General features: G+C 73.3%; 14 protein-coding genes. 8 read left to right on the top strand and 6 right to left on the bottom strand.

The annotated features are described in order from the left end of the window. Nucleotides 1-21: 21 nt before the first annotated feature. Entirely contained in the window at nucleotides 22-1,308 is a 1,287-nt protein-coding gene (locus tag LOK46_RS23600; protein ID WP_273560809.1) for an allantoate amidohydrolase, read from the bottom strand. 466 nt (nucleotides 1,309-1,774) lie between these two features. Between LOK46_RS23600 and LOK46_RS23595 the strand changes: the two genes are divergently transcribed. Then, the gene (locus LOK46_RS23595) at nucleotides 1,775-2,365 is read left to right on the top strand and encodes a PAS domain-containing protein (protein WP_273560808.1); all 591 of its coding nucleotides are present in this window, start codon (nucleotides 1,775-1,777) and stop codon (nucleotides 2,363-2,365) included. Nucleotides 2,366-2,378: 13 nt separating this feature from the next. Here LOK46_RS23595 and LOK46_RS23590 read toward each other — a convergent pair whose 3' ends face one another. Both LOK46_RS23590 and LOK46_RS23585 read right to left on the bottom strand, forming a co-directional pair. Further along, the gene (locus LOK46_RS23590; RefSeq protein ID WP_012321309.1) at nucleotides 2,379-2,813 is read right to left on the bottom strand and encodes a GlcG/HbpS family heme-binding protein; all 435 of its coding nucleotides are present in this window, start codon (nucleotides 2,811-2,813) and stop codon (nucleotides 2,379-2,381) included. 100 nt (nucleotides 2,814-2,913) lie between these two features. Further along, entirely contained in the window at nucleotides 2,914-6,255 is a 3,342-nt protein-coding gene (locus tag LOK46_RS23585) for a DEAD/DEAH box helicase (RefSeq protein ID WP_273560807.1), read from the bottom strand. 350 nt (nucleotides 6,256-6,605) lie between these two features. Between LOK46_RS23585 and LOK46_RS23580 the strand changes: the two genes are divergently transcribed. After that, nucleotides 6,606-9,446 carry a PAS domain-containing protein gene (locus LOK46_RS23580; protein WP_273560806.1) on the top strand — a complete coding sequence of 947 codons (2,841 nt, stop codon included), beginning with the start codon at nucleotides 6,606-6,608 and terminating at the stop codon, nucleotides 9,444-9,446. A 100-nt stretch (nucleotides 9,447-9,546) separates the two neighbouring features. Next, on the top strand, nucleotides 9,547-9,852 hold the full coding sequence (locus LOK46_RS23575) for a hypothetical protein (RefSeq protein WP_273560805.1): 306 nt from the start codon (nucleotides 9,547-9,549) through the stop codon (nucleotides 9,850-9,852). A 155-nt stretch (nucleotides 9,853-10,007) separates the two neighbouring features. On the opposite strand, the gene LOK46_RS23570 is transcribed toward LOK46_RS23575, so the two are convergent. Next, nucleotides 10,008-11,105 (bottom strand): DUF2891 domain-containing protein, encoded by a 1,098-nt coding sequence (locus tag LOK46_RS23570; protein WP_273560804.1) that lies wholly within the window; start codon nucleotides 11,103-11,105, stop codon nucleotides 10,008-10,010. Between the two features lie 142 nt (nucleotides 11,106-11,247). On the opposite strand from LOK46_RS23570, the gene LOK46_RS23565 reads away from it, so the two are divergent. After that, entirely contained in the window at nucleotides 11,248-12,033 is a 786-nt protein-coding gene (locus LOK46_RS23565) for a CDP-diacylglycerol diphosphatase (RefSeq protein ID WP_273560803.1), read from the top strand. Nucleotides 12,034-12,043: 10 nt separating this feature from the next. Here the strand turns inward: LOK46_RS23565 and LOK46_RS23560 are convergent, their stop codons facing one another. Continuing rightward, the gene (locus LOK46_RS23560) at nucleotides 12,044-12,571 is read right to left on the bottom strand and encodes an AAA family ATPase (protein WP_273560802.1); all 528 of its coding nucleotides are present in this window, start codon (nucleotides 12,569-12,571) and stop codon (nucleotides 12,044-12,046) included. Then, complete coding sequence (locus tag LOK46_RS23555; protein ID WP_273560801.1) at nucleotides 12,568-13,470, bottom strand: LysR family transcriptional regulator; 903 nt, start codon at nucleotides 13,468-13,470, stop codon at nucleotides 12,568-12,570. The genes LOK46_RS23560 and LOK46_RS23555 overlap by 4 nt, the downstream gene beginning before the upstream one ends. Before the next feature lie 170 nt (nucleotides 13,471-13,640). Between LOK46_RS23555 and LOK46_RS23550 the strand changes: the two genes are divergently transcribed. Genes LOK46_RS23550 through LOK46_RS23535 form a run of 4 tightly spaced genes read left to right on the top strand, consistent with a single transcriptional unit; the run spans nucleotide 13,641 to nucleotide 18,529 of the window. Further along, nucleotides 13,641-15,173, top strand: coding sequence for an ABC transporter substrate-binding protein (locus tag LOK46_RS23550; protein WP_273560800.1), 1,533 nt, complete (start codon nucleotides 13,641-13,643; stop codon nucleotides 15,171-15,173). A 10-nt stretch (nucleotides 15,174-15,183) separates the two neighbouring features. After that, complete coding sequence (locus LOK46_RS23545; RefSeq protein WP_273560799.1) at nucleotides 15,184-16,101, top strand: ABC transporter permease; 918 nt, start codon at nucleotides 15,184-15,186, stop codon at nucleotides 16,099-16,101. Nucleotides 16,102-16,111: 10 nt separating this feature from the next. Continuing rightward, nucleotides 16,112-17,047: an ABC transporter permease gene (locus tag LOK46_RS23540; protein WP_273560798.1), complete on the top strand. Its 936-nt coding sequence runs from the start codon at nucleotides 16,112-16,114 to the stop codon at nucleotides 17,045-17,047. A gap of 60 nt (nucleotides 17,048-17,107) precedes the next feature. Next, nucleotides 17,108-18,529: a M20 family metallopeptidase gene (locus LOK46_RS23535; protein ID WP_273560797.1), complete on the top strand. Its 1,422-nt coding sequence runs from the start codon at nucleotides 17,108-17,110 to the stop codon at nucleotides 18,527-18,529. The last annotated feature ends 3 nt before the right edge of the window (nucleotides 18,530-18,532 follow it).

The following is an 18,532-nucleotide window of genomic DNA, read 5'->3' as shown; positions in this document are numbered from 1 at the left end:
TTCGTGCGCGACCGCCGCGGCTCAGGCCGGCCCGGGCCGGGCGCCGGCGAGGCCCGCCGTCGCCAGCACCGCGTCGGCCAGAACCTCCAGGCCGGCCCCGGCCCAGGCCGGCGTGATGCTCTCGGCCTCGTTGTGGCTGATCCCGCCGTGGCAGGGGCAGAACACCAGGGCCGCCGGCACCGCGCGGGCGCAGTAGACGGCGTCGTGGTAGATCGCGGTCGGCATCCGCGTCCAGGCATGGCCCCGCGCCTCGGCCGCCGCCTGGACGCGTCCCACCAGGACCGGGTCGAACGGTGTCGGCGGCGCGCGCCAGAACTCCGCGACCTGGATGGTGACGCCGCGCTCCGCCGCCAGGGCGTCGGCCCGGGCCCGGATCTGCGCCCCCATCGCCTCCAGCTGCGCGGTGTCGCCGTGGCGGGTGTCGAGGCTGAACCAGACCCGGCCGGGCGTTATGTTGCGGCTCGCCGGCTCCGCCCGCAGCACCCCGACAGTGGCGCGGCCGCGCTCCCCGCCCGCGCCGACCGCCGCCCCGGCGACGCCCTCGAGCGACGCGATCAGCGCCGCCGCGGCCATCAGGGCGTCGCGCCGGCCCGCCATGGGGCTGCCGGCATGGGCCTCCTCGCCCAGCACGGTGATCTCGTACCAGATCTGGGCGAGCGCCCGGTCGACCACCCCGATGGTGAGGCCGGCCTCCTCCAGGCGCTTGCCCTGCTCGATGTGGAGCTCGAAATAGGCGCCGATCTCCCGCAGGGCGGCCGGGTCCGCGGCCCCCTGCCAGCCGATGCGCCGCAGCTCGTCGCCGAAGGCGTGGCCCGCGAGATCCCGGGTCGCCAGGATGTCGGCCTCCGGGACGATGCCCATGGCGACGCCGCTGCCGCTCATCGGCGGCGCGAAGCGCGCGCCCTCCTCGTTGCACCAGTTGATCAGCAGGAGCGGCGCCTCGGTCTCGATCCCGGCCTCGTGCAGGGCGCGCATGATCTCCAGCCCGGCGAGGACGCCGAGGGGACCGTCGAACTTGCCCCCGGTGGGCTGGGTGTCGAGGTGGCTGCCGACCGCCACGGGCCTGCGGCCCGGATCGCGCCCGGGGCGGTGGAAGATCATGGTGCCGACCCGGTCGACGGTGAGCGTCAGCCCCGCCGCCTCGCCCCAGCGCTGGAACAGGGCGCGCCCCTCGGCGTCGCGGTCGGTCAGGGCCTGCCGGTCGTTGCCGCCGTTGGGCAGCGCGCCGATCCGGGCGAGGTCCATCAGGCTGGCCCAGAGCCGGTCCTGCGAGAGCGGGAGGTTGGTGCGGTCCACGGTGCGATCCATCGTGCAGTTCACGGCGCCTCTGCTGCGGGCCTCTCCGGCCGAATGCCTACCGGAAGGTGCAGGTTACGGCGCACCGGCAACCCGCACCAGGGCAGGCCCGGCGCGAGTCCCGGCTGTCGGACGCCGGCGGTGCCGGGTGGCGCCCGGCGATCCACGGGCCGAAGTGCGGATATCGGCCGGATCGCGGCGTCTACCGATCATTTGTGATCGAACTGTCCGCGCCGCGGCGCTGTGAATCCGGTCTTTGTGCCGGACCGGGACGGCCGAGGATTGTCGAGAACGGGTTTGTCCGGTGCCGAAGTCTTGATCATCCGCAATGCAACCCGGGGGTACGGGCCCGCGACGCCGTGTCAGAAGCCGTTCGCGCAGCCGATACTGGACTTCCGGCTTGCGGACTGCATGTGTTGCGGGTCAATCTGTCCGCCATCGTACAATCGTCGATTGTAGCCAGTTCGGAGGGAATTCTATGGTGCTGGCTTCCGCGGCCGCCTCTGCCCTGCAGGCCGCCGGATTCATCGGAATCTGGGATACGGACGTCCGGGCCGGCCGGTCCGTGCTGGACTCGGGCGCGGCCTCGCTGATGGCGGGGGATCCGGGGCTCGCCGGGACGCCGCTGCCGCTGGACGCCGCCCTCGGCCGTATCCACCCGGCGGACCGGGACTGGGTGTTCGGCCGGATCCGCCACGTCCGCCAGACCGGCGGCCCGGTCTCCCTCGAGTTCCGCGTCGTGACCGGGACGGGCGAGACCCGCTGGATCCTCAACCGCGGCTGCCTGACGCCCGATGCGGACGGTCTGCTGCACGGGCGCGGCGCCTACATCGACGTGACGGACCTCCACCGGCACGGGATCCAGGCCGCGGAGGTCAACGGCGCCACGAACGGTGCCACGAACGGCGCGCCGGACGGGGCGGCGAACGGCGCGGACCTGAACGCCGCGGCCGACCACGGCATCCAGATCCACGCGGCGCTGGAGCGCCACGGCGACCCCTATCTGCGCTCGGTCTCGGGGATGCTGCTCCTGGGGATCGGCCGCGCGCTGGCGCGGCGCGACCCCTGAGAGGCCCGGCGGCTCAGGTCCGCCAGGGATGGGCCGGCAGCTCGGTCCGGCCGATGGCCTTGGCGCCGGCCTCCGCGACGGTGTGGTCGTTCTCCACCGTCGAGCCGCTGACCCCGATGGCGCCCGACATGACGCCGTCGGCGTCGACGATCGGGATCCCGCCCGGGAAGGTGATGAGCCCGTCGTTGGAGTGCTCGATCCCGTAGAGCGGGCCGCCCGGCTGCGACAGCTGGCCGATCTGGCCGGTCATCATGCCGAAGAACACCGAGGTCTTGGCCTTCTTGTGGGCGATGTCGATCGACCCGACCCAGGCATCGTCCATGCGGTGGAACGCCTTGAGGTTCCCGCCGGAATCGACCACCGCGATGCACATCTGGGTGCCGAGCTCCACGGCCTTCGCCCGGGCGGCCGCGATCGCCTTCTCGGCCTGCTCGATCGTCACGTGCATGGGACACTCCCGTTCGCGTTGTTGGCGCGACAGCCTGTGACGGTTTGAAGCGGCCGATGCAAGATCAACCGCAGATCGGCATTGCCCTCGGCCCGCGCCGTCAGGCCGCGCTGTCCCGGACGGCGCGGATGCGCTCCAGGAGGTCGGTCGCGAGCGCCGTGCAGGCGGCGGAATCCGGGCAGGGCCGCTTCCACACCACTCGCCCGTCGCGCAGGACGATCCCGCCCTCGGCGGCCATCGCGGTCAGCGGCCGGTCGGGCCGCAGGTCGGCCGCGACGCCCTGCGGCCCGCCCCGGAGCCGGGCGACGCCCAGCGCGCAGCAGGAGGCGCGCAGCCGCGCGAGGTCGAACAGGGCGAGCACCGGCGCGGGGGCCGCGCCGAACCGGTCCTCGACCTCGCCGGCGAGCGCCTCGATCGCCTCGGCCTCCTGCAGGCGCAGCAGGCGCGTGTAGAGGCTGAGGCGGATCTCGGGCTCGGGGACGTAGTCCTCGGGGATCCGGCTCGGCAGGCCGAGTTCGATCTCGGGGCTCCAGTCCTCGGCGCGCTCGCCCTTGGCGGCGGTGAGCGCCAGCTGCAGGAGGTGCTGGTAGAGGCCGAGCCCCACGAGCTTGGCGTGCCCCGCCTGATCCTCGCCGACGAGGTCGCCGGCGCCGCGCAGGTCGAGGTCCCGGGCGCTGACCGCGAAGCCGGCCCCGAGGCGGTCGAGGGCCTCCAGGGCGCGCAGGCGCTGGAGCGCCGCCGCCGGCGGTGGCGCGGCCGGGTCGCTGAGCAGGTGGACGGTGCCGCGCCGCTGGCCGCGGCCGACGCGGCCCCGGAGCTGGTGGAGTTGCGCCAGCCCGAACCGGGCGGCCTCCCACACCAGCATGGTGTTGGCCCGCGGCACGTCGAGGCCGCTCTCCACGATGGCGGTCGCGAGCAGGACGTCGCCGTCGCCTTCCGCGAACCGGACCATGACCTCGTCCATGGCGGAGGGCTTGAGGTCCCCGTGCGCCACCAGGATGTCCAGGCCCGGCACGAGGGCCCGCAGGCGCTCGGCCATGGGGGCGATGTCCTCGATCCGCGGGCAGACCACGAAGCTCTGTCCGCCCCGGCGGTGCTCGCGGATGAGCGCCTCGCGGACCGCCTCGGCGTCGAAGGGCGCCACCACGGTCCGGACCGGCTGGCGCAGCGCCGGCGGCGTGGCGAGCACGCTGAGGCTCTGGAGGCCGACGAGCGCCGCCTGGAGGGTGCGGGGGATCGGCGTCGCGGTGAGCGTCAGCACGTGACCGCCGCCGGGCCCCGTCTCGGCGAGGCGGCGCAGGTCGGCCTTCATCTTCGCGCCGAAGCGCTGCTCCTCGTCGATCACGGTCAGGCCGAGATCGGCGAACGCCACCCCGCTGCCGGCGAGCGCGTGGGTGCCGACCACCAGCCGGATCGTGCCGTCGGCGAGCCCCGCCTTGACGCGCTTGGCCTCGGCCGGGGCCACGAGGCGCGAGAGCTGCGCCACCTCCACGCCGAACCGGCCGAAGCGGCGGCGCAGGGTCTCGGCGTGCTGGCGCGCCAGCACGGTGGTCGGGGCGATCAGCGCCGCCTGCCGGCCGGAGAAGATCGCGGCCGCGAGCGCCCGGAGCGCCACCTCGGTCTTGCCGAAGCCGACGTCGCCGCAGACCAGCCGGTCCATCGGCCGGCCGGAGGCGAGGTCGGCCATCAGGGCGTCGACCGCCGCCGCCTGGTCGGGGGTCGGGGCGAAGCCGAAGCCGGCGGCGAACCGCTCCATCTCGCTGGCCGGCGGCGCCAGGACCGGCGCCTCGGTCTCCCGGCGGGCCCGGGCGGCCTCCAGCATCAGGCGGGCGGTCCGCGCCATGGTGGCCTCGGCCTCCAGGCGGCGCCGGGGCCACGTGCCGCCGTCGAGCTTGTCGAGGGTGACGGCGTCGGGCTCCGACCCGTAGCGCCAGATCCGGTCGGCCTGCGTGACCGGCACCATCAGGATCGCGTCGCCGGCGAAGCGCAGGCGCAGCGCCTCGGAGGGCTCCCCGCCCTGCGCGGCGCCCTGCGCACTCATCTGCGCGGCACCCGGCGCGGAGACGGGCTCCAGCCCCTCGAACACGCACAGGCCGTGGTCCCGGTCGACCGCCACGTCGCCGGGGCGCAGGTCGACCTCGCCCATCGGCAGGATCGCCCGGGCGCCGCCCGCGACGGCGGCCTCCGGACCGAACAGGTCGGCGGCAGCGATCACCGTGGCCCCCTGCTCGGGCACCCGGAAGCCGGCCGCCAGCGGGGCCTCCAGGGCGAGGACGTCGCCGGGCGCCGCCTCGGCGACGTCGGCCCAGGCGTCGATCAGCCGGATCGGGCGCTCGGCGATCTTGCCCGCCTGGCGCACGAGGCGCCGGAGCGGCCGGACCGTGCCGGCGAGCACGACGACGTCGCCGGCCTTCAGCCGCGCGCGCAGGACCTTGGCGAAGGCCGTGCCGGGCCGGCGCTCCCCGGCGAAGCGCGGCATCGCGCGCGGTTCCCCGGCCGCCTCGGTGGCGGTGAGCCGGCCGTGGGCCGCCACGATGGCGCGCCACGCCTCCGGCGCCAGGTAGAGGCCGGCCCCGGGCCCGGCCGGCGCGTCGCGGCCCTTCATCCGGCCCCGCGCCTCGTCCATCTGCTCGAAGAAGGCGTCGATCCGGGCCTGCGTGCCGTCCTCGACCGCGAGGCGCGCCTCGGGCACGTAGTCGAGGAGCGTCACGAGGCGCGGGTAGTAGCGGTCCAGGCGGTGTTCCTGCCCGGTGAACGGCTCGAAGCTCTGGCCGGAACCGGGCTCCAGGACGATCTCGGTGGCCGGGTCGATGACGAGTTCGTCGACCTCCGCCACCGAGCGCTGCGAGATCGGGTCGTAGGAGCGGATCGCGGTGACGCGGCCCGCCGCGTGCTCGATCCGGCAGGGCCGCGGCGCGGCGGCGGGGAACACCTCCACGGTGCGCCCGCGGACGGCGATCTCGCCGGGCTCGTCGACCCGCTCGTCGAGGATGTAGCCGAGGCGCTTGAGGTCGGCGGTGGCGGCCGCGACGTCGAGGGGGTCGCCGACCCGGAGGGTCACGCGGGCCGAGGCCCAGGTCTCCGGCGGCGGCACCCGCTGCACCAGGGCGGGGGCGGTCGTCAGAACGAAGTCCGGCAGCGCGTCGCGGTCGGTCAGCCAGCGCATCACGGCGGCCCGGGCGCCCATCGTCGCCCGCGAGGGCGAGGCGTGGTCGAAGGGCAGGCAGTCCCACTCGGAATAGACCGCGACCCGCGCGTCGGGATCGAGCGCCCGCAGGGTCGCGGCGAGGTCCTCGAGACGGCGGGCGTCCCGGGCGACGTGCACCACCGGCCCGGGGCCCTCGGCGAAGGCCAGGAGCGCCACCGCCAGGGCGCCGGTGGGCATCAGCGGCGCGTCCTCCAGCCCCTGCTGGGCGCCCGCCTTCGTCCTGCGCTTGGCCATGCCTGATCCGAACCCATCCCGTGTGAGCCGGCAACGCCGCACCCGCCCGCGGGCTCCCGACCGCGGCGATCCGATCCACAAGGGCCGCCCGGCACGGACCCCGGCCGCCGGCCGGATCGCTTCGCGCGGCCCCTACGGGCGCCGCAGGAACAGATCCCGGCGGGCGCCCGAAGCCCGATCGGCCACACCAGCAAGACTTGGACGGTGGCCGTGAAACCGTGCCGCTACCGATAATCCGATATGAATGTCGAGTATTGGACGAACGCGGAATGCTTGCGCTGGTCCCGCCGCCGGACGCGCGATGCAGAGTTTCACTAGGGAGAAGCGGGAGCGTACGCTATGACGACCCCGTGTCGCCGAACGAGACAATAGCCCGCCCGTCGGGTTTCGAGCCCCAGCATCCCCAGCGGCTCGCCGCCCTGCGCGCCTGCGCGATCCTCGACACGCCGCCGGAGCGCGCGTTCGACGAGATCGCCGAGATGGCCGCCCGGGCCTGCGGCACGCCGATGGCCCACATCAACTTCGTCGACGCCGACCGGCAGTGGATCAAGGCCGCGTTCGGCCACGCCGCGCGGACGATGCCGCTCGATCTCGGCTTCTGCACCGAGGCCATGCGCGCGGACGGCGTCCTCGTGCTGCCCGATCTGGCCGCGGAGCCGGAGAGTGCCGCCAACCCCCTCGTGACCGGCGAACCGCACCTGCGCTTCTACGCCGGCGTGCCCCTGGTGACGCCGGACGGCTGGGCGATCGGGACGCTCTGCGTCCTCGACCGCGTCCCGCGCACGCTCACCGACCAGCAGCGCTTCATCCTGACGGCGCTCGCCCGGACGGTGATGACGCAGCTGGAATCCCGGAACGCCGAGGCGGCCCTGCGCCGGAACGAGGAGCGCTACCGCTCGCTGTTCACCTTCATCGATGCCGGCTTCTGCCTCATCGAGGTGGAGTTCGCCGACGGCGACCGGCCCGTCGACTACCGTTTCCTGGAGGTCAACCCCGCCTTCGAGCGGCAGACCGGCCTGCGGGACGCGGTGGGCCGCCGGATGCGGGACCTCGCTCCCGACCACGAGCAGCACTGGTTCGACCTCTACGGCCGGGTCGCCCTGACCGGCGAGCCGGTCCGGTTCGAGCAGGCCGCCGCGGCGCTGGGCCGCTGGTACGACGTGCACGCCTACCGGGTCGACGGGCCGGCGCGGAACCGCGTCGCGATCCTGTTCAACGACATCACCGAGCGCCGCCGGAGCGAGAACGCGCTGCGGGCCCGCGAGGCGGAGCTCCGGCTGGTCGCCGACGCGATGCCGGTCCTGATCGCCTTCATCGACCGCGACCTGACCTACCGGTTCGCGAACGCCGCCTACGAGACCTGGACCGGCCAGGCGCCCGACGCCGTCGTCGGGCGGACCGTCGGCGACCTCCTCGGCCCCGGCGCGTTCGAGGCCCGGCGCGCCGGCATCGAGCGGGCGCTCGCCGGTCAGGAGGTCCGCGAGGAATGGGCCTGGACCTTCCCGAACGGGCAGGCCCGGATCGCCGACACCCGCTACCTCCCGCGCCGCGGCCCGGACGGAAGCGTCGACGGGTTCTACGTCTTCGCCCACGATGTCTCCGAGCGGAAGCGGAACGAGGTCCTGCTCCAGTCCCGGGCGGAGCACCTGGAGGCGCAGGTCGCCGCCCAGACCCGCGACCGCGACCGGGTCTGGACGCTGTCGCCGGTGCTGAAGCTCGTCTCGGACCGGACCGGGCGGGTCCAGTCGGTGAACCCCTCGTGGAGCCGGGCGCTCGGCTGGTCGGAGGCCGAGACGATCGGGCGGGCGGCCCTGGACTTCCTCGCCTCCACCGAGCGCGACGGGGCGCAGGCGGCGCTGCGCCCGCTCTGCGCGGACAGCCGGGTCGAGGATGTCGAACTGTCCTGCCTGACCCGCGCCGGCGACCGGCGGCGGGTGCTCTGGACCGTCGTGCCGGAGGACGGGCTGTTCTACGGCTTCGGGCGCGACATCACCGAGCAGCGCCAGGCCGAGGAGGCGTTGCGCCAGTCGCAGAAGCTCGAGGCCATCGGCCAGCTCACCGGCGGGGTGGCGCACGACTTCAACAATCTCCTGACCATCATCCGGTCTTCCGTGGAGTTCCTGCGCCGGCCGGATCTGGCGGAGGAGCGCCGGCGCCGCTACCTCGACGCCGTCTCCGACACCGTCGACCGGGCGGCCAAGCTCACCGGCCAGCTCCTCGCCTTCGCCCGGCGCCAGGCGCTGAAGCCCCAGGTGTTCGACATCGGCGCGCGCCTGCGCAGCATCGCCGACATGCTCGACTCGGTCACGGGCGCGCGCATCCGCGTCACCATCGACCTGCCGGAGACGCCCCGCTACGTGCGCGCCGACGAGAGCCAGTTCGAGACCGCGCTGATCAACATGGCGGTCAACGCCCGCGACGCCATGGACGGGGAAGGCTGCCTGACCCTGCGGCTGGAGGGCGACAGCCCGATGCCGCCGATCCGCGGGCATGCCGGCGCGAGCGGGCCGTTCGTGGCCGTGCGGGTCTCCGACACCGGCGCCGGCATCCCGGACGCGGATCTGGGGCGGATCTTCGAGCCGTTCTTCACCACCAAGGAGATCGGCAAGGGCACCGGCCTCGGCCTCAGCCAGGTCATCGGCTTCGCCAAGCAATCGGGCGGCGACATCGACGTGGCGAGCGCGCTCGGCCGCGGCACGACCTTCTCGCTCTACCTGCCGCAGGTCGAGGCGCCCGCCGCGGCGTCCGAGGCCGACCGCGCGTCCGGCCGGGTGGCGGAGCCGCGGCGGGGCCTGTGCATCCTCGTCGTGGAGGACAATCTCGGGGTCGGGCGCTTCTGCACCCAGATCCTGGAGGATCTGGGCCACGCGCCGGTCTGGGCGAAATCCGCCGAGGAGGCGCTGGCCGAGCTCGACCGGGCGCCGGACCGGTTCGACGTGGTCTTCTCCGACGTGGTCATGCCGGGGATGGGCGGCTTCGCCCTCGCCCGGCAGCTCCGGACCCACCGCCCCGACCTGCCGGTGGTGCTGACCTCGGGCTACAGCCACGTCCTCGCCAAGGACGACGCCCACGGCTTCGCCCTCGTGCGCAAGCCCTACTCGGCCGAGCAGCTCGCCCAGGTCCTCTACGAGACGGCGCAGCGGGGCGGGCAGCCGGCCTCCCGGGCTCGACCCGACGTCGGCTCCGATTAACAGTCTTCGTCAGAATTCATCCGCGGACTGGACGGCAATGTTCCCGCAGATCGGATCCGGATGTAGTCTATCCCCATCTACCAACGGGGCCTCGACCGCCATGCCGCTGACCGGACGTTTCTGGTTCCGCCGGACCTGGACCGGCAAGCTGATCCTGCTCGTCGAGGAGGAGCGCGGGCGCTGGTTCCGGCGCCGCCTCGGCCGCAGCCTGCGCTGGCGCGACGCGCGGCTCCTCGACCTCGCGGAGGGGCCGCTGCGGGGGCTCATGACGCTGGAGCGGACCTACCGCGCCGAGTTCGGCCCCGGGGAGCCGCGCCGCCCCGCCGGCCTCACGGCGGTCCCGGGCGGGCTGGCCCTGCCGCGCGGCGGATCGGAGCCAGGAACAAGGCCGCCCCTGTCGGGTTGACCGGAGGCAGCACAGCGACGGCGTCGCTGTCTTGCAGCCCCTCGTGGGCGTTTCCTCCCTAGACTTCCGGACCGTTCTCCTTGGGGGCGGTCCTTTTTTTGCTGTCGTTCGCCAGCCCTCGACAGGGCTCGCGACGGACAGTTCTCAAAAACCTCTCACAAACTCTTCCCGCCGCCTCGGGCGTCGCCCGTGGCACCGGCCCCGTCACCCGACCCGTCACCCGCCTCGAGGGCCAGCAGCGCGAAGGTCGCGAGCCAGTGCTCGCCCATGTAGTCGCCGGTGACGTGCGGGAGCCCCGCCGCGAGGTGCGCCTCCGCGGCCGCGCGGAGCGGCGGCCGGCGGGGATCGTCTGGACCGAGGGACGCGGCGAGGGCGCGGAAGCACCACGCGCGGCTGAGGTTCAGCCCGTCGAGATGGGCGATCTTCCCGTCCGAGCGGTCGGTCACGCTGGCCGGGCGGAACAGGGTCCCGGGCTGGGCCGCCGCGAGACCGGGCAGGAACCGGTCGAACCAGGGCGCGAAGCGCGCGAGCGGCAGCAGCCGGCGCATGCACTCCGCCTCGATCAGCGCCGAGGAGAGGAAGTCGTCGCCGCCGGGCTCGCCCCAGGCCGGGCAATCCGCGTCGTCCCCGTACCAGCGGACGGCGGTGTCGCGCAGCAGGGCGGTCAGCCCCGTATCCCCCGCGCCCTCCGCGTAATCGGCCGCCAGACGCAGCGCGAAGGCGGTGTTGAAGTGGGTCCCGACCCGCACCGGATAGGCCGCCACCGGCAGGAACTCCGCGAAGCGCCGGACGATCAGCCCGGCCAGCGGCGCCAGGGCCTCGGACCAGCGGCGCTCGGGGAGCGCGGCGAGTTCGTCGGCGAGCTTCAGGAGCCAGCCCCAGCCGTAGGGCCGCTCGAAGCCCCGGGCGGCCGGGGCGGCGAAGTAGGCGCATTCCCCCGCCACCGTCCCGGGGGTCAGCTGCGCGTCGAACCGGGCGCGGATCGCCGCGGCCCGCGGGCCGTCCGGGAACAGCCGCAGCACGCGCGCCAGCAGCCACGTGCCGTGGACGCAGGAATGCCAGTCGTAGCTGCCGTGGAAGGCCGGGTGCAGGGCCGCGGGGGTGCGGGCATCCTCCGGCCCGGCCAGGACGTGACCCGGCTTGTTCGGATACTCGCGGCCGACATGGCCGAGGGCGACGGCGGCGAAGCGCGCGGCGATGTCGGGGGTGAGCGTGGAAGCGGGGGTGGGCGCGGGGGTGGGCGCGGGCGTCATCGCGGCATTCCGGCGGGGACTCGGCAAATGCCGGCATAGCGGGTTTCCCGGTGCGGCGTCAGGACCATCCTTTGCCGGCGCGGCCCCGGATCGGCTATCGCGGAGGGCCGGGCCGGACGCGCCGGCCTCACCGGGAGCCCCCATGCGCCGCGCGCCGCCCGCCGCCCTCCTCGTCGCGGCCCTGTCGGCCGCCGCGGCCCTGTCGGCCGCCGCGGCACCGGCCGAAGCCGCGCCGGACCCGAGCCGCGACGTGCTGTGGGCGGCCCTGAAGACCTGCGTGCTCGCCAAGCGGCTCGCCAACCGGACCTTCCCGTGCCTCTCGGTCGATCTCGGGGACGGCGACCGTCCGGGCTCGGCGGTCCTGCGCGCGCCCGGCGAGCCGACCCACAGCGTCGTCATGCCGACCGACACCGTGCCGGGCCTGGAGGCGCCGGTCCTGCGCGGGCCGCGCGGGGCCGCCTACTGGCGGGCGGCCCTGGCGGCGCGGCCGCTCGTGTCGGACGTGCTGAAGGGGAAGCTCACCCCCGCGGAGGTCGGGCTCGCGGTCAACTCGGCCCGGGGCCGCAGCCAGGACCAGCTCCATATCCACGTCGACTGCCTGAAGCCGAGCGTGCTCAAGGCCGTCCGGGCGCACGGCCGGCAGGTGCGCCACACCTGGAGCCGCTTCCCGGTGCCGCTGGCCGGCGACCGGTACTACGCCCTGCGCGTGCCGGAGGCGGAGGCCGCGCAGTTCAACCCGTTCGCGGCCCTGCACAGCCTGCCGGGCGCCCGGCCGGACCTGCACCGGACGAGCTTCGCGGCGCTCGCCACGCCCTTGGGCGATCCCGAGCCGGGCTACATCCTCCTGGCCTACCGGGCGCCGAGCGCCAGCGCCGAGGACGTGATGGACCATGGCTGCACCGTCGCGGCCGCCCGGGGCGGCGCCTGAGCGGCCGCGGTCACCGGCTCAGCCCCTCCGCGCGGTAGAAGCCGGCCAGGGCAGCCCCCGCGGCGAGCCGGATCTTGGGCAGGGCGACGTGGTCGAACAGGGCCGCGTCGCGGGCGCGGTTCCCGCGCTCGGTGACGGCGATGTGGCGGATCATCGCCCATTTCACGCTGTCCCGGCCGCCGTCGAGGGCGCCGAGCCGGTCGCGCACGAACCACGACCGGCTCAGGTAGCGGATCAGGCCGGTGGCGGTCGGGACGTCGAGGAGGATCACGCCCGTCGCCCGTGCCAGACGCTGCGGCAGGCATCGGGCGTAGGTGCCGTCCATGACCCAGCGGGGCTCGCGGATCGCCGCGTCGTGCAGGGCCTGGAACTCCGCGAAGGGCCGCGGCTCCCAGTCGGTGCCCGGTCGATGGTACAGCCGGTCGAGGTGGACCGGCGGCAGTCCGCGCGCCCGCGCGATGGCGACCGTCAGGGTGGACTTGCCGCTGTTCGACGGACCCAGGATGCAGAGCCGCGGGCCGAGCGCGTCGAGGGTCACGGCGATCGCGGCGGCGGCAGCGCGTCGAGCAGCTGGCGCAGGAACGCCCGCACCGCCCGGGGCAGCCGCCGGTCGCGCATGGCCTGGACCTTGATGCCGCGGGCAAGGCTCGCCCGGGACTGGATCGGCAGGCTGACCAGCTCGTTGAGGCGCAGCGGCGTCCGGACCGACAGCGCCGACATCAGCGCCAGGCCGCGCGACCGCCGCACGAAGGGCAGCAGCGCCGAGAGCTTGTTGGCGGTCAGCACCGGCTCGACCGTGATGCCCTCGTGCGCGCAGGCGGCGTCGAAGACCTGCCGCAGGGTCGTGTCCCGGGTCGGCAGGGCGACGGGATAGTCCAGCAGGTCAACGAGGCGCAGGGCCGGCGCCCGCGCGAGGGGATGGTCGGGGGCGGCCAGCGCCAGCATGTCGACCTGCCCGTCGTAGAGCACCTCGACCTGCGCGGTGGGTGTCAGCGCGAAGGTGATCCCGAGATCGGCATCCCCCGCCGCCACCGTCTGGGTGACCTGGGCCGGGGGCTGGACCGTGACCTCGAAGCGGATGCCGGGATGGTCGGCGTGGAACGCCGCGATCGCGTTCGGCACGATGTCGAGGGAGAAGCCCTCGGAGCAGGCGACCCGGATCAGCCCGCGGGCGAGCCCTTCCAGCTCCCGGATCTCGGTGACCACCTGCTCGGAGCGGATCAGCACCTGATGGGCGTGCTGCGCCAGGAGCTCGCCCGCCGGGCTCGGCACCATGCCGCGCGGGCGCCGCTCGAACAGCACGCAGTCGAGCTCGGCCTCGAGGTTGGCGATCTGCCGGCTGATCGCCGAGGCCGCCACGTTGAGCTGGGACGAGGCCGCCGCGATCGACCCGGTGCGGGCCACGGCGAGGAAGTAGCGCAGGCCCGTACTCTGCATTATCGTGCTCGATACACTGTATGGTGCCGTGCACATTGCCGATACGGCAACGCAGCACTCGCTAAATTCTACTTGTTGCGATCCCAGATGCACAACACCATGGCAGGGTGAAAAACGCGGCAGCCGCGGAACCATCCGCCGGACCTGTCCGCCGCGCCGTCGGAGCCTGCATGCCGCTACGGACTCTCACCCGGGCCGCCACCTTGGCCGCCTCGCTCGCCACGCTGCTGGCCGCGCACCCGGCGCTCGCCGGCAAGGCCAACGACACGCTGGTCTACGCGTCGGACAGCGAGCCCGAGAACGTCAGCCCGTATCACAACAGCGCCCGCGAGGGCGTGATCCTCGCCCGGAACTGCTGGGACACGCTGCTGTACCGCGATCCGAAGGACGGTACCTACAAGCCGATGCTGGCGACCGCCTGGACCTGGAAGGACGACACGACGCTCGATCTCACGATCCGCGAGGGCGTGGTCTTCCACAACGGCGACCCGCTGGGTCCCGAGGACGTGGCCTTCACGTTCAACTACGTGCTGACGCCAGAGGCGCGCACGGTCACCCGCCAGAACGTCGACTGGATGAAGTCGGTGGAGGTCACCGGCCCGCACAGCGTGCGCATCCACCTCAAGGCGCCGTTCCCGGCGGCGCTGGAGTACCTCGCCGGCCCGACCCCGATCTTCCCGGCGGCCTACTTCAAGAAGGTCGGCCTCGACGGCTTCGCCAAGGCGCCCGTCGGCAGCGGGCCGTACCGGATCACCAAGGTCGACAGCGGCCGCGGCGTCAGCATGGAGCGGTTCGACAAGTACTGGGCCGAGAGCCCGCTCGGGAAGCCGAAGATCGGCAAGCTGCAGTTCCGCGTCATCCCGGACGGCGAGAGCCGCATGGCCGAGCTGATGACCGGCGGCGTCGACTGGATCTGGCGGGTGCCGAGCGACCAGGCCGAGCAGCTGCGCGCCGCGCCCAACATCACGGTGCTGAACTCCGAGACGATGCGGGTCGGCTTCCTGCAGTTCGACACGCTGGGCCGCGCCAAGGAGAACTCGCCGCTCAAGGACGTGCGCATCCGGCAGGCGATCAGCTACGCCATCGACCGCAAGGCGATGGTCGACAACCTCGTGCGCGGCGCCTCGCGGGTGATGAACGCGCTGTGCTTCGTCGACCAGTTCGGCTGCACCGACCAGGGGGTGATGCGCTACCCTTACGACCCGGCCAAGGCCAAGGCGCTGCTCAAGGAAGCCGGGTATCCGAACGGCTTCGAGATCGACCTCGGCGCCTATCGCGAGCGCGACTACGCCGAGGCGGTGATCGGCTATCTCGGCGCCGTCGGCATCAAGGCGCGGCTCAACTACCTGCGCTACGCGGCCTTCCGCGACGCGCTGCGGGCCGGCAAGACCTCGATCGGCTACCAGACCTGGGGGTCGTTCTCGGTCCTCGACGTCTCGGCCTTCGACGGGGTGTATTTCCGCGGGGGCGAGGAGGACCTGACCAAGGACCCGCAGGTGATCGCCGACCTGCAGGAGGGCGACGGCTCCACCGACCCGGAGAAGCGCAAGGCCGCCTACGCCAAGGCGCTCCAGCGGATCGCCGCGCAGGCCTACGCCCTGCCGATGTTCTCCTACTCGACCAACTACGCCTTCACGTCGGACCTCAACTTCACCACCCAGCCCGACGAGGTGGCGCGCTTCTACGCGGCGTCGTGGAAGTAGGAGGCACCCCATGCTGGCCTTCACGTTCCGGCGCGTGCTGGTCGCCCTGGCGGTGGCCCTCACGGTCTCGGTGGCGAGCTTCCTGCTCCTCCACCTCTCGGGTGACCTCGCCACGGCCATCGCGGGCCCGGAGGCCACCGGGCCGCAGATCGCGCAGATCCGCCAGGATTACGGCCTCGACCAACCGCTGCTGACACAGTTCCTCACCTGGGGCTGGCGGGCTTTGCACCTCGACTTCGGCAACTCCTTCTATTTCCGCGAGAGCGTGATCGACCTGCTGGCCGCCCGCCTGCCGATCACCCTCTATCTCGGCATCATCGCGCTGGCCGTCGCGCTGTTCGTGGCGATCCCCCTCGGCGTCGTCGCCGCGGTGAAGCGGGACACGTGGATCGACCGGACGGCGCTCGCCGTCTCGGTGCTCGGCCAGGCGATGCCGAGCTTCTGGTTCGGCCTGACGCTGATCCTGATCTTCTCCGTCAACCTCCGCTGGCTGCCGGTCTCGGGCAACGCCACGTGGAAGAACTTCGTCCTGCCGGCGATCGCGCTCGGCTACTACGCGATGCCCGCCGTGATGCGGCTCACCCGCAACGGCATGCTGGAGGTGCTGGCCTCCGACTACGTCCGCACCGCCCGCGCCAAGGGGCTGCCGCCCCGAAAAATCCTGGTGCGGCACGCCCTGCGCAACGCCGTGATCCCGGTGATCGCCCTGTCGGCGGTGCAGTTCGGCTTCATGCTCGGCGGCTCGATCGTGATCGAGGCGGTGTTCTCGCTCCAGGGCCTCGGGCAGCTCGCCTGGGAATCGATCGCCCGCAACGACTTCCCCGTCGTCCAGGCGATCGTGCTGGTGCTCGCCATGATCTACATCGGCCTGACGCTGGCGGCCGATCTCCTGAACGCCTTCCTCGACCCGCGCCTGCGCCAGTCGTGAGGATCCGCCGATGAGCCTCCCCCCCGACACGGCGGCGCTCGCCGCCCCCGCCCTGCCCCCGGACGCGCCGATCGCGCTGGCGCCGGTCCCCTCCCCCACCCGCCTGATCCTGCGGCGGGGCCTGCGCCACACCGGCTTCCTGATCGGGGCCGGGATCCTCGGGCTGATCGTGCTGGCAGCGCTCGCCGCCCCGCTCATCGCGCCGCACGACCCCTATGCGCAGGACGTGTCGCGCCGCCTGATCCCGCCGGTCTGGCAGGCCAAGGGCAGCTGGGAGCACGTGCTCGGCACCGAAAAGCTCGGCCGCGACTACCTGAGCCGCCTGCTCTACGGCGGCCAGATCTCGCTGCTGATCGGGATCTCGGCGGCGCTGATCTCCGGGCTGATCGGCACGACGCTCGGGCTGTGCGCCGGCTATTTCGGCGGCTGGGTCGACTCGGTGGTGAGCTACATCGTGACCACGCGGCTGGCCATGCCGGTGGTGCTGGTGGCGCTCGCCATGGCGGCCCTCGTCGGCGGCTCGCTGAAGGTGGTGGTGCTGGTGCTGGGCTTCCTGCTCTGGGACCGCTTCGCCGTGGTGACCCGGGCCGCCACCCAGCAGATCCGCAACCAGGATTTCGTCTCGGCCGCCCGCGCCGCGGGGCTCACGGACCTGCGGATCATCCGCCAGGAGATCCTGCCCAACATCATGAACGCGCTGATCGTCGTGGCGACCCTGGAGATGGCCCACGCGATCCTGCTGGAGGCCGCCCTGTCGTTCCTCGGGCTCGGCGTGCAGCCGCCCCTGCCCTCCTGGGGCCTGATGATCGCCGAGGGCAAGCAGTACATGTTCTTCCAGCCCTGGGTGATCACCATCCCGGGTGTGGCGCTCCTCCTCCTCGTGCTGGCGATCAATCTCCTGGGTGATGGCCTGCGCGACATCACCGCCCCCGAGGCGCGCCACTGACACCTTCGCCAGGCCGGAACCGGCCGGCAGATTAACGAAATGTTTCACGGGAAACACACCATGACGCGAGACGCCGCCATCGCGCGCGCCACGGAGGCCTTCGACTCGGGCGCGTTCCTCGCCCTCCTGCGGGAGGCGGTGGCGATGCCCACCGAGAGCCAGGCCCCCGGCCAGGAGGCGGCGCTCCGCGCCTATCTCGACGCCTTCGTCGCCCCGCTCGTCACCCGCCTCGGCTTCGAGACCCCGAAGATCTTCCCGAACCCCGACGGGGTGCACGGCCCGTTCCTGATCGCCGAGCGGCGCGAGGGCGCGGACCTGCCGACCGTGCTGATCTACGGCCACGGCGACACGGTGCGGGGCTACCCCGAGCAGTGGCGGGAGGGTCTCGGCCCCTGGGAGATCGTGGTCGAGGGCGACCGCTGGTACGGCCGCGGCACCGCCGACAACAAGGGCCAGCACGTCCTCAACCTCGCGGCACTGGAGCAGGTGATCGCGGCCCGCGAGGGCCGTCTCGGCTTCAACGTGAAGCTGCTGATCGAGATGGGCGAGGAATCGGGCTCCCCGGGCCTGCGGCCGTTCTGCCGGGAGCAGGCCGCGGCGCTGCATTCCGACGTGCTGATCGCCTCGGACGGGCCGCGCCTCAACGGCGAGCGCCCGACCCTCTTCCTGGGCTCCCGCGGCGCCTACAATTTCGAGCTGAGCCTGAACCTGCGGGAGGGCCCGCACCATTCCGGCAACTGGGGCGGGCTGCTGCGCAACCCCGGCACGGTGCTGGCCTCGGCGATCGCCTCGATGGTCGATGCCCGCGGCAGCATCCTGGTGGAGGCCCTGCGGCCGCCGCCGATCCCCGAGGGCGTGCGCGCGGCGCTCGCCGACATCCGCGTCGGCGAGGACCCGACCGCGCCCACGATCGATTCCGACTGGGGCGAGCCGGGCCTCACCCCGGCCGAGCGGGTCTTCGCCTGGAACACGCTGGAGGTGCTGGCCTTCAAGACCGGCGATCCGGACGGCCCGCTCAACGCCGTGCCGCCCCACGCCAAGGCGACCCTGCAGCTGCGCTTCGTGGTCGGCACCGACTGGCAGAACCTGATCCGGAACGTGCGCGCCCATCTCGACGCGCACGGCTTCCCGATGATCGAGGTCCGGCCGGCCCGCGCCGCGGAAGTCTTCCAGGCGACGCGGCTGCCCGTGGAGGATCCGTGGGTCGAGTGGGCGCTCCAGTCGATCGAGGCGAGCTCCGGCAAGAAGCCCGCGCTGCTGCCCAATCTCGGCGGCTCGCTGCCGAACGACGCCTTCTCGGAGATCCTCGGCCTGCCGACCCTCTGGGTGCCGCATTCCTACCCGGCCTGCCGCCAGCACGGGCCCGACGAGCACATGCTCGCCTCCGGCACCCGCGAGGGCCTGGCGATCATGGCCGGCCTGTTCTGGGATCTCGGCGAGGCCGGACCCGACATCCTCCGCCGCCGCACAGCGAGGGCCTGACAC

The organism is Methylobacterium sp. NMS14P (genome assembly GCF_028583545.1).
GTDB lineage: Bacteria > Pseudomonadota > Alphaproteobacteria > Rhizobiales > Beijerinckiaceae > Methylobacterium.
This window is presented reverse-complemented; position numbering and strand designations above follow the sequence as displayed.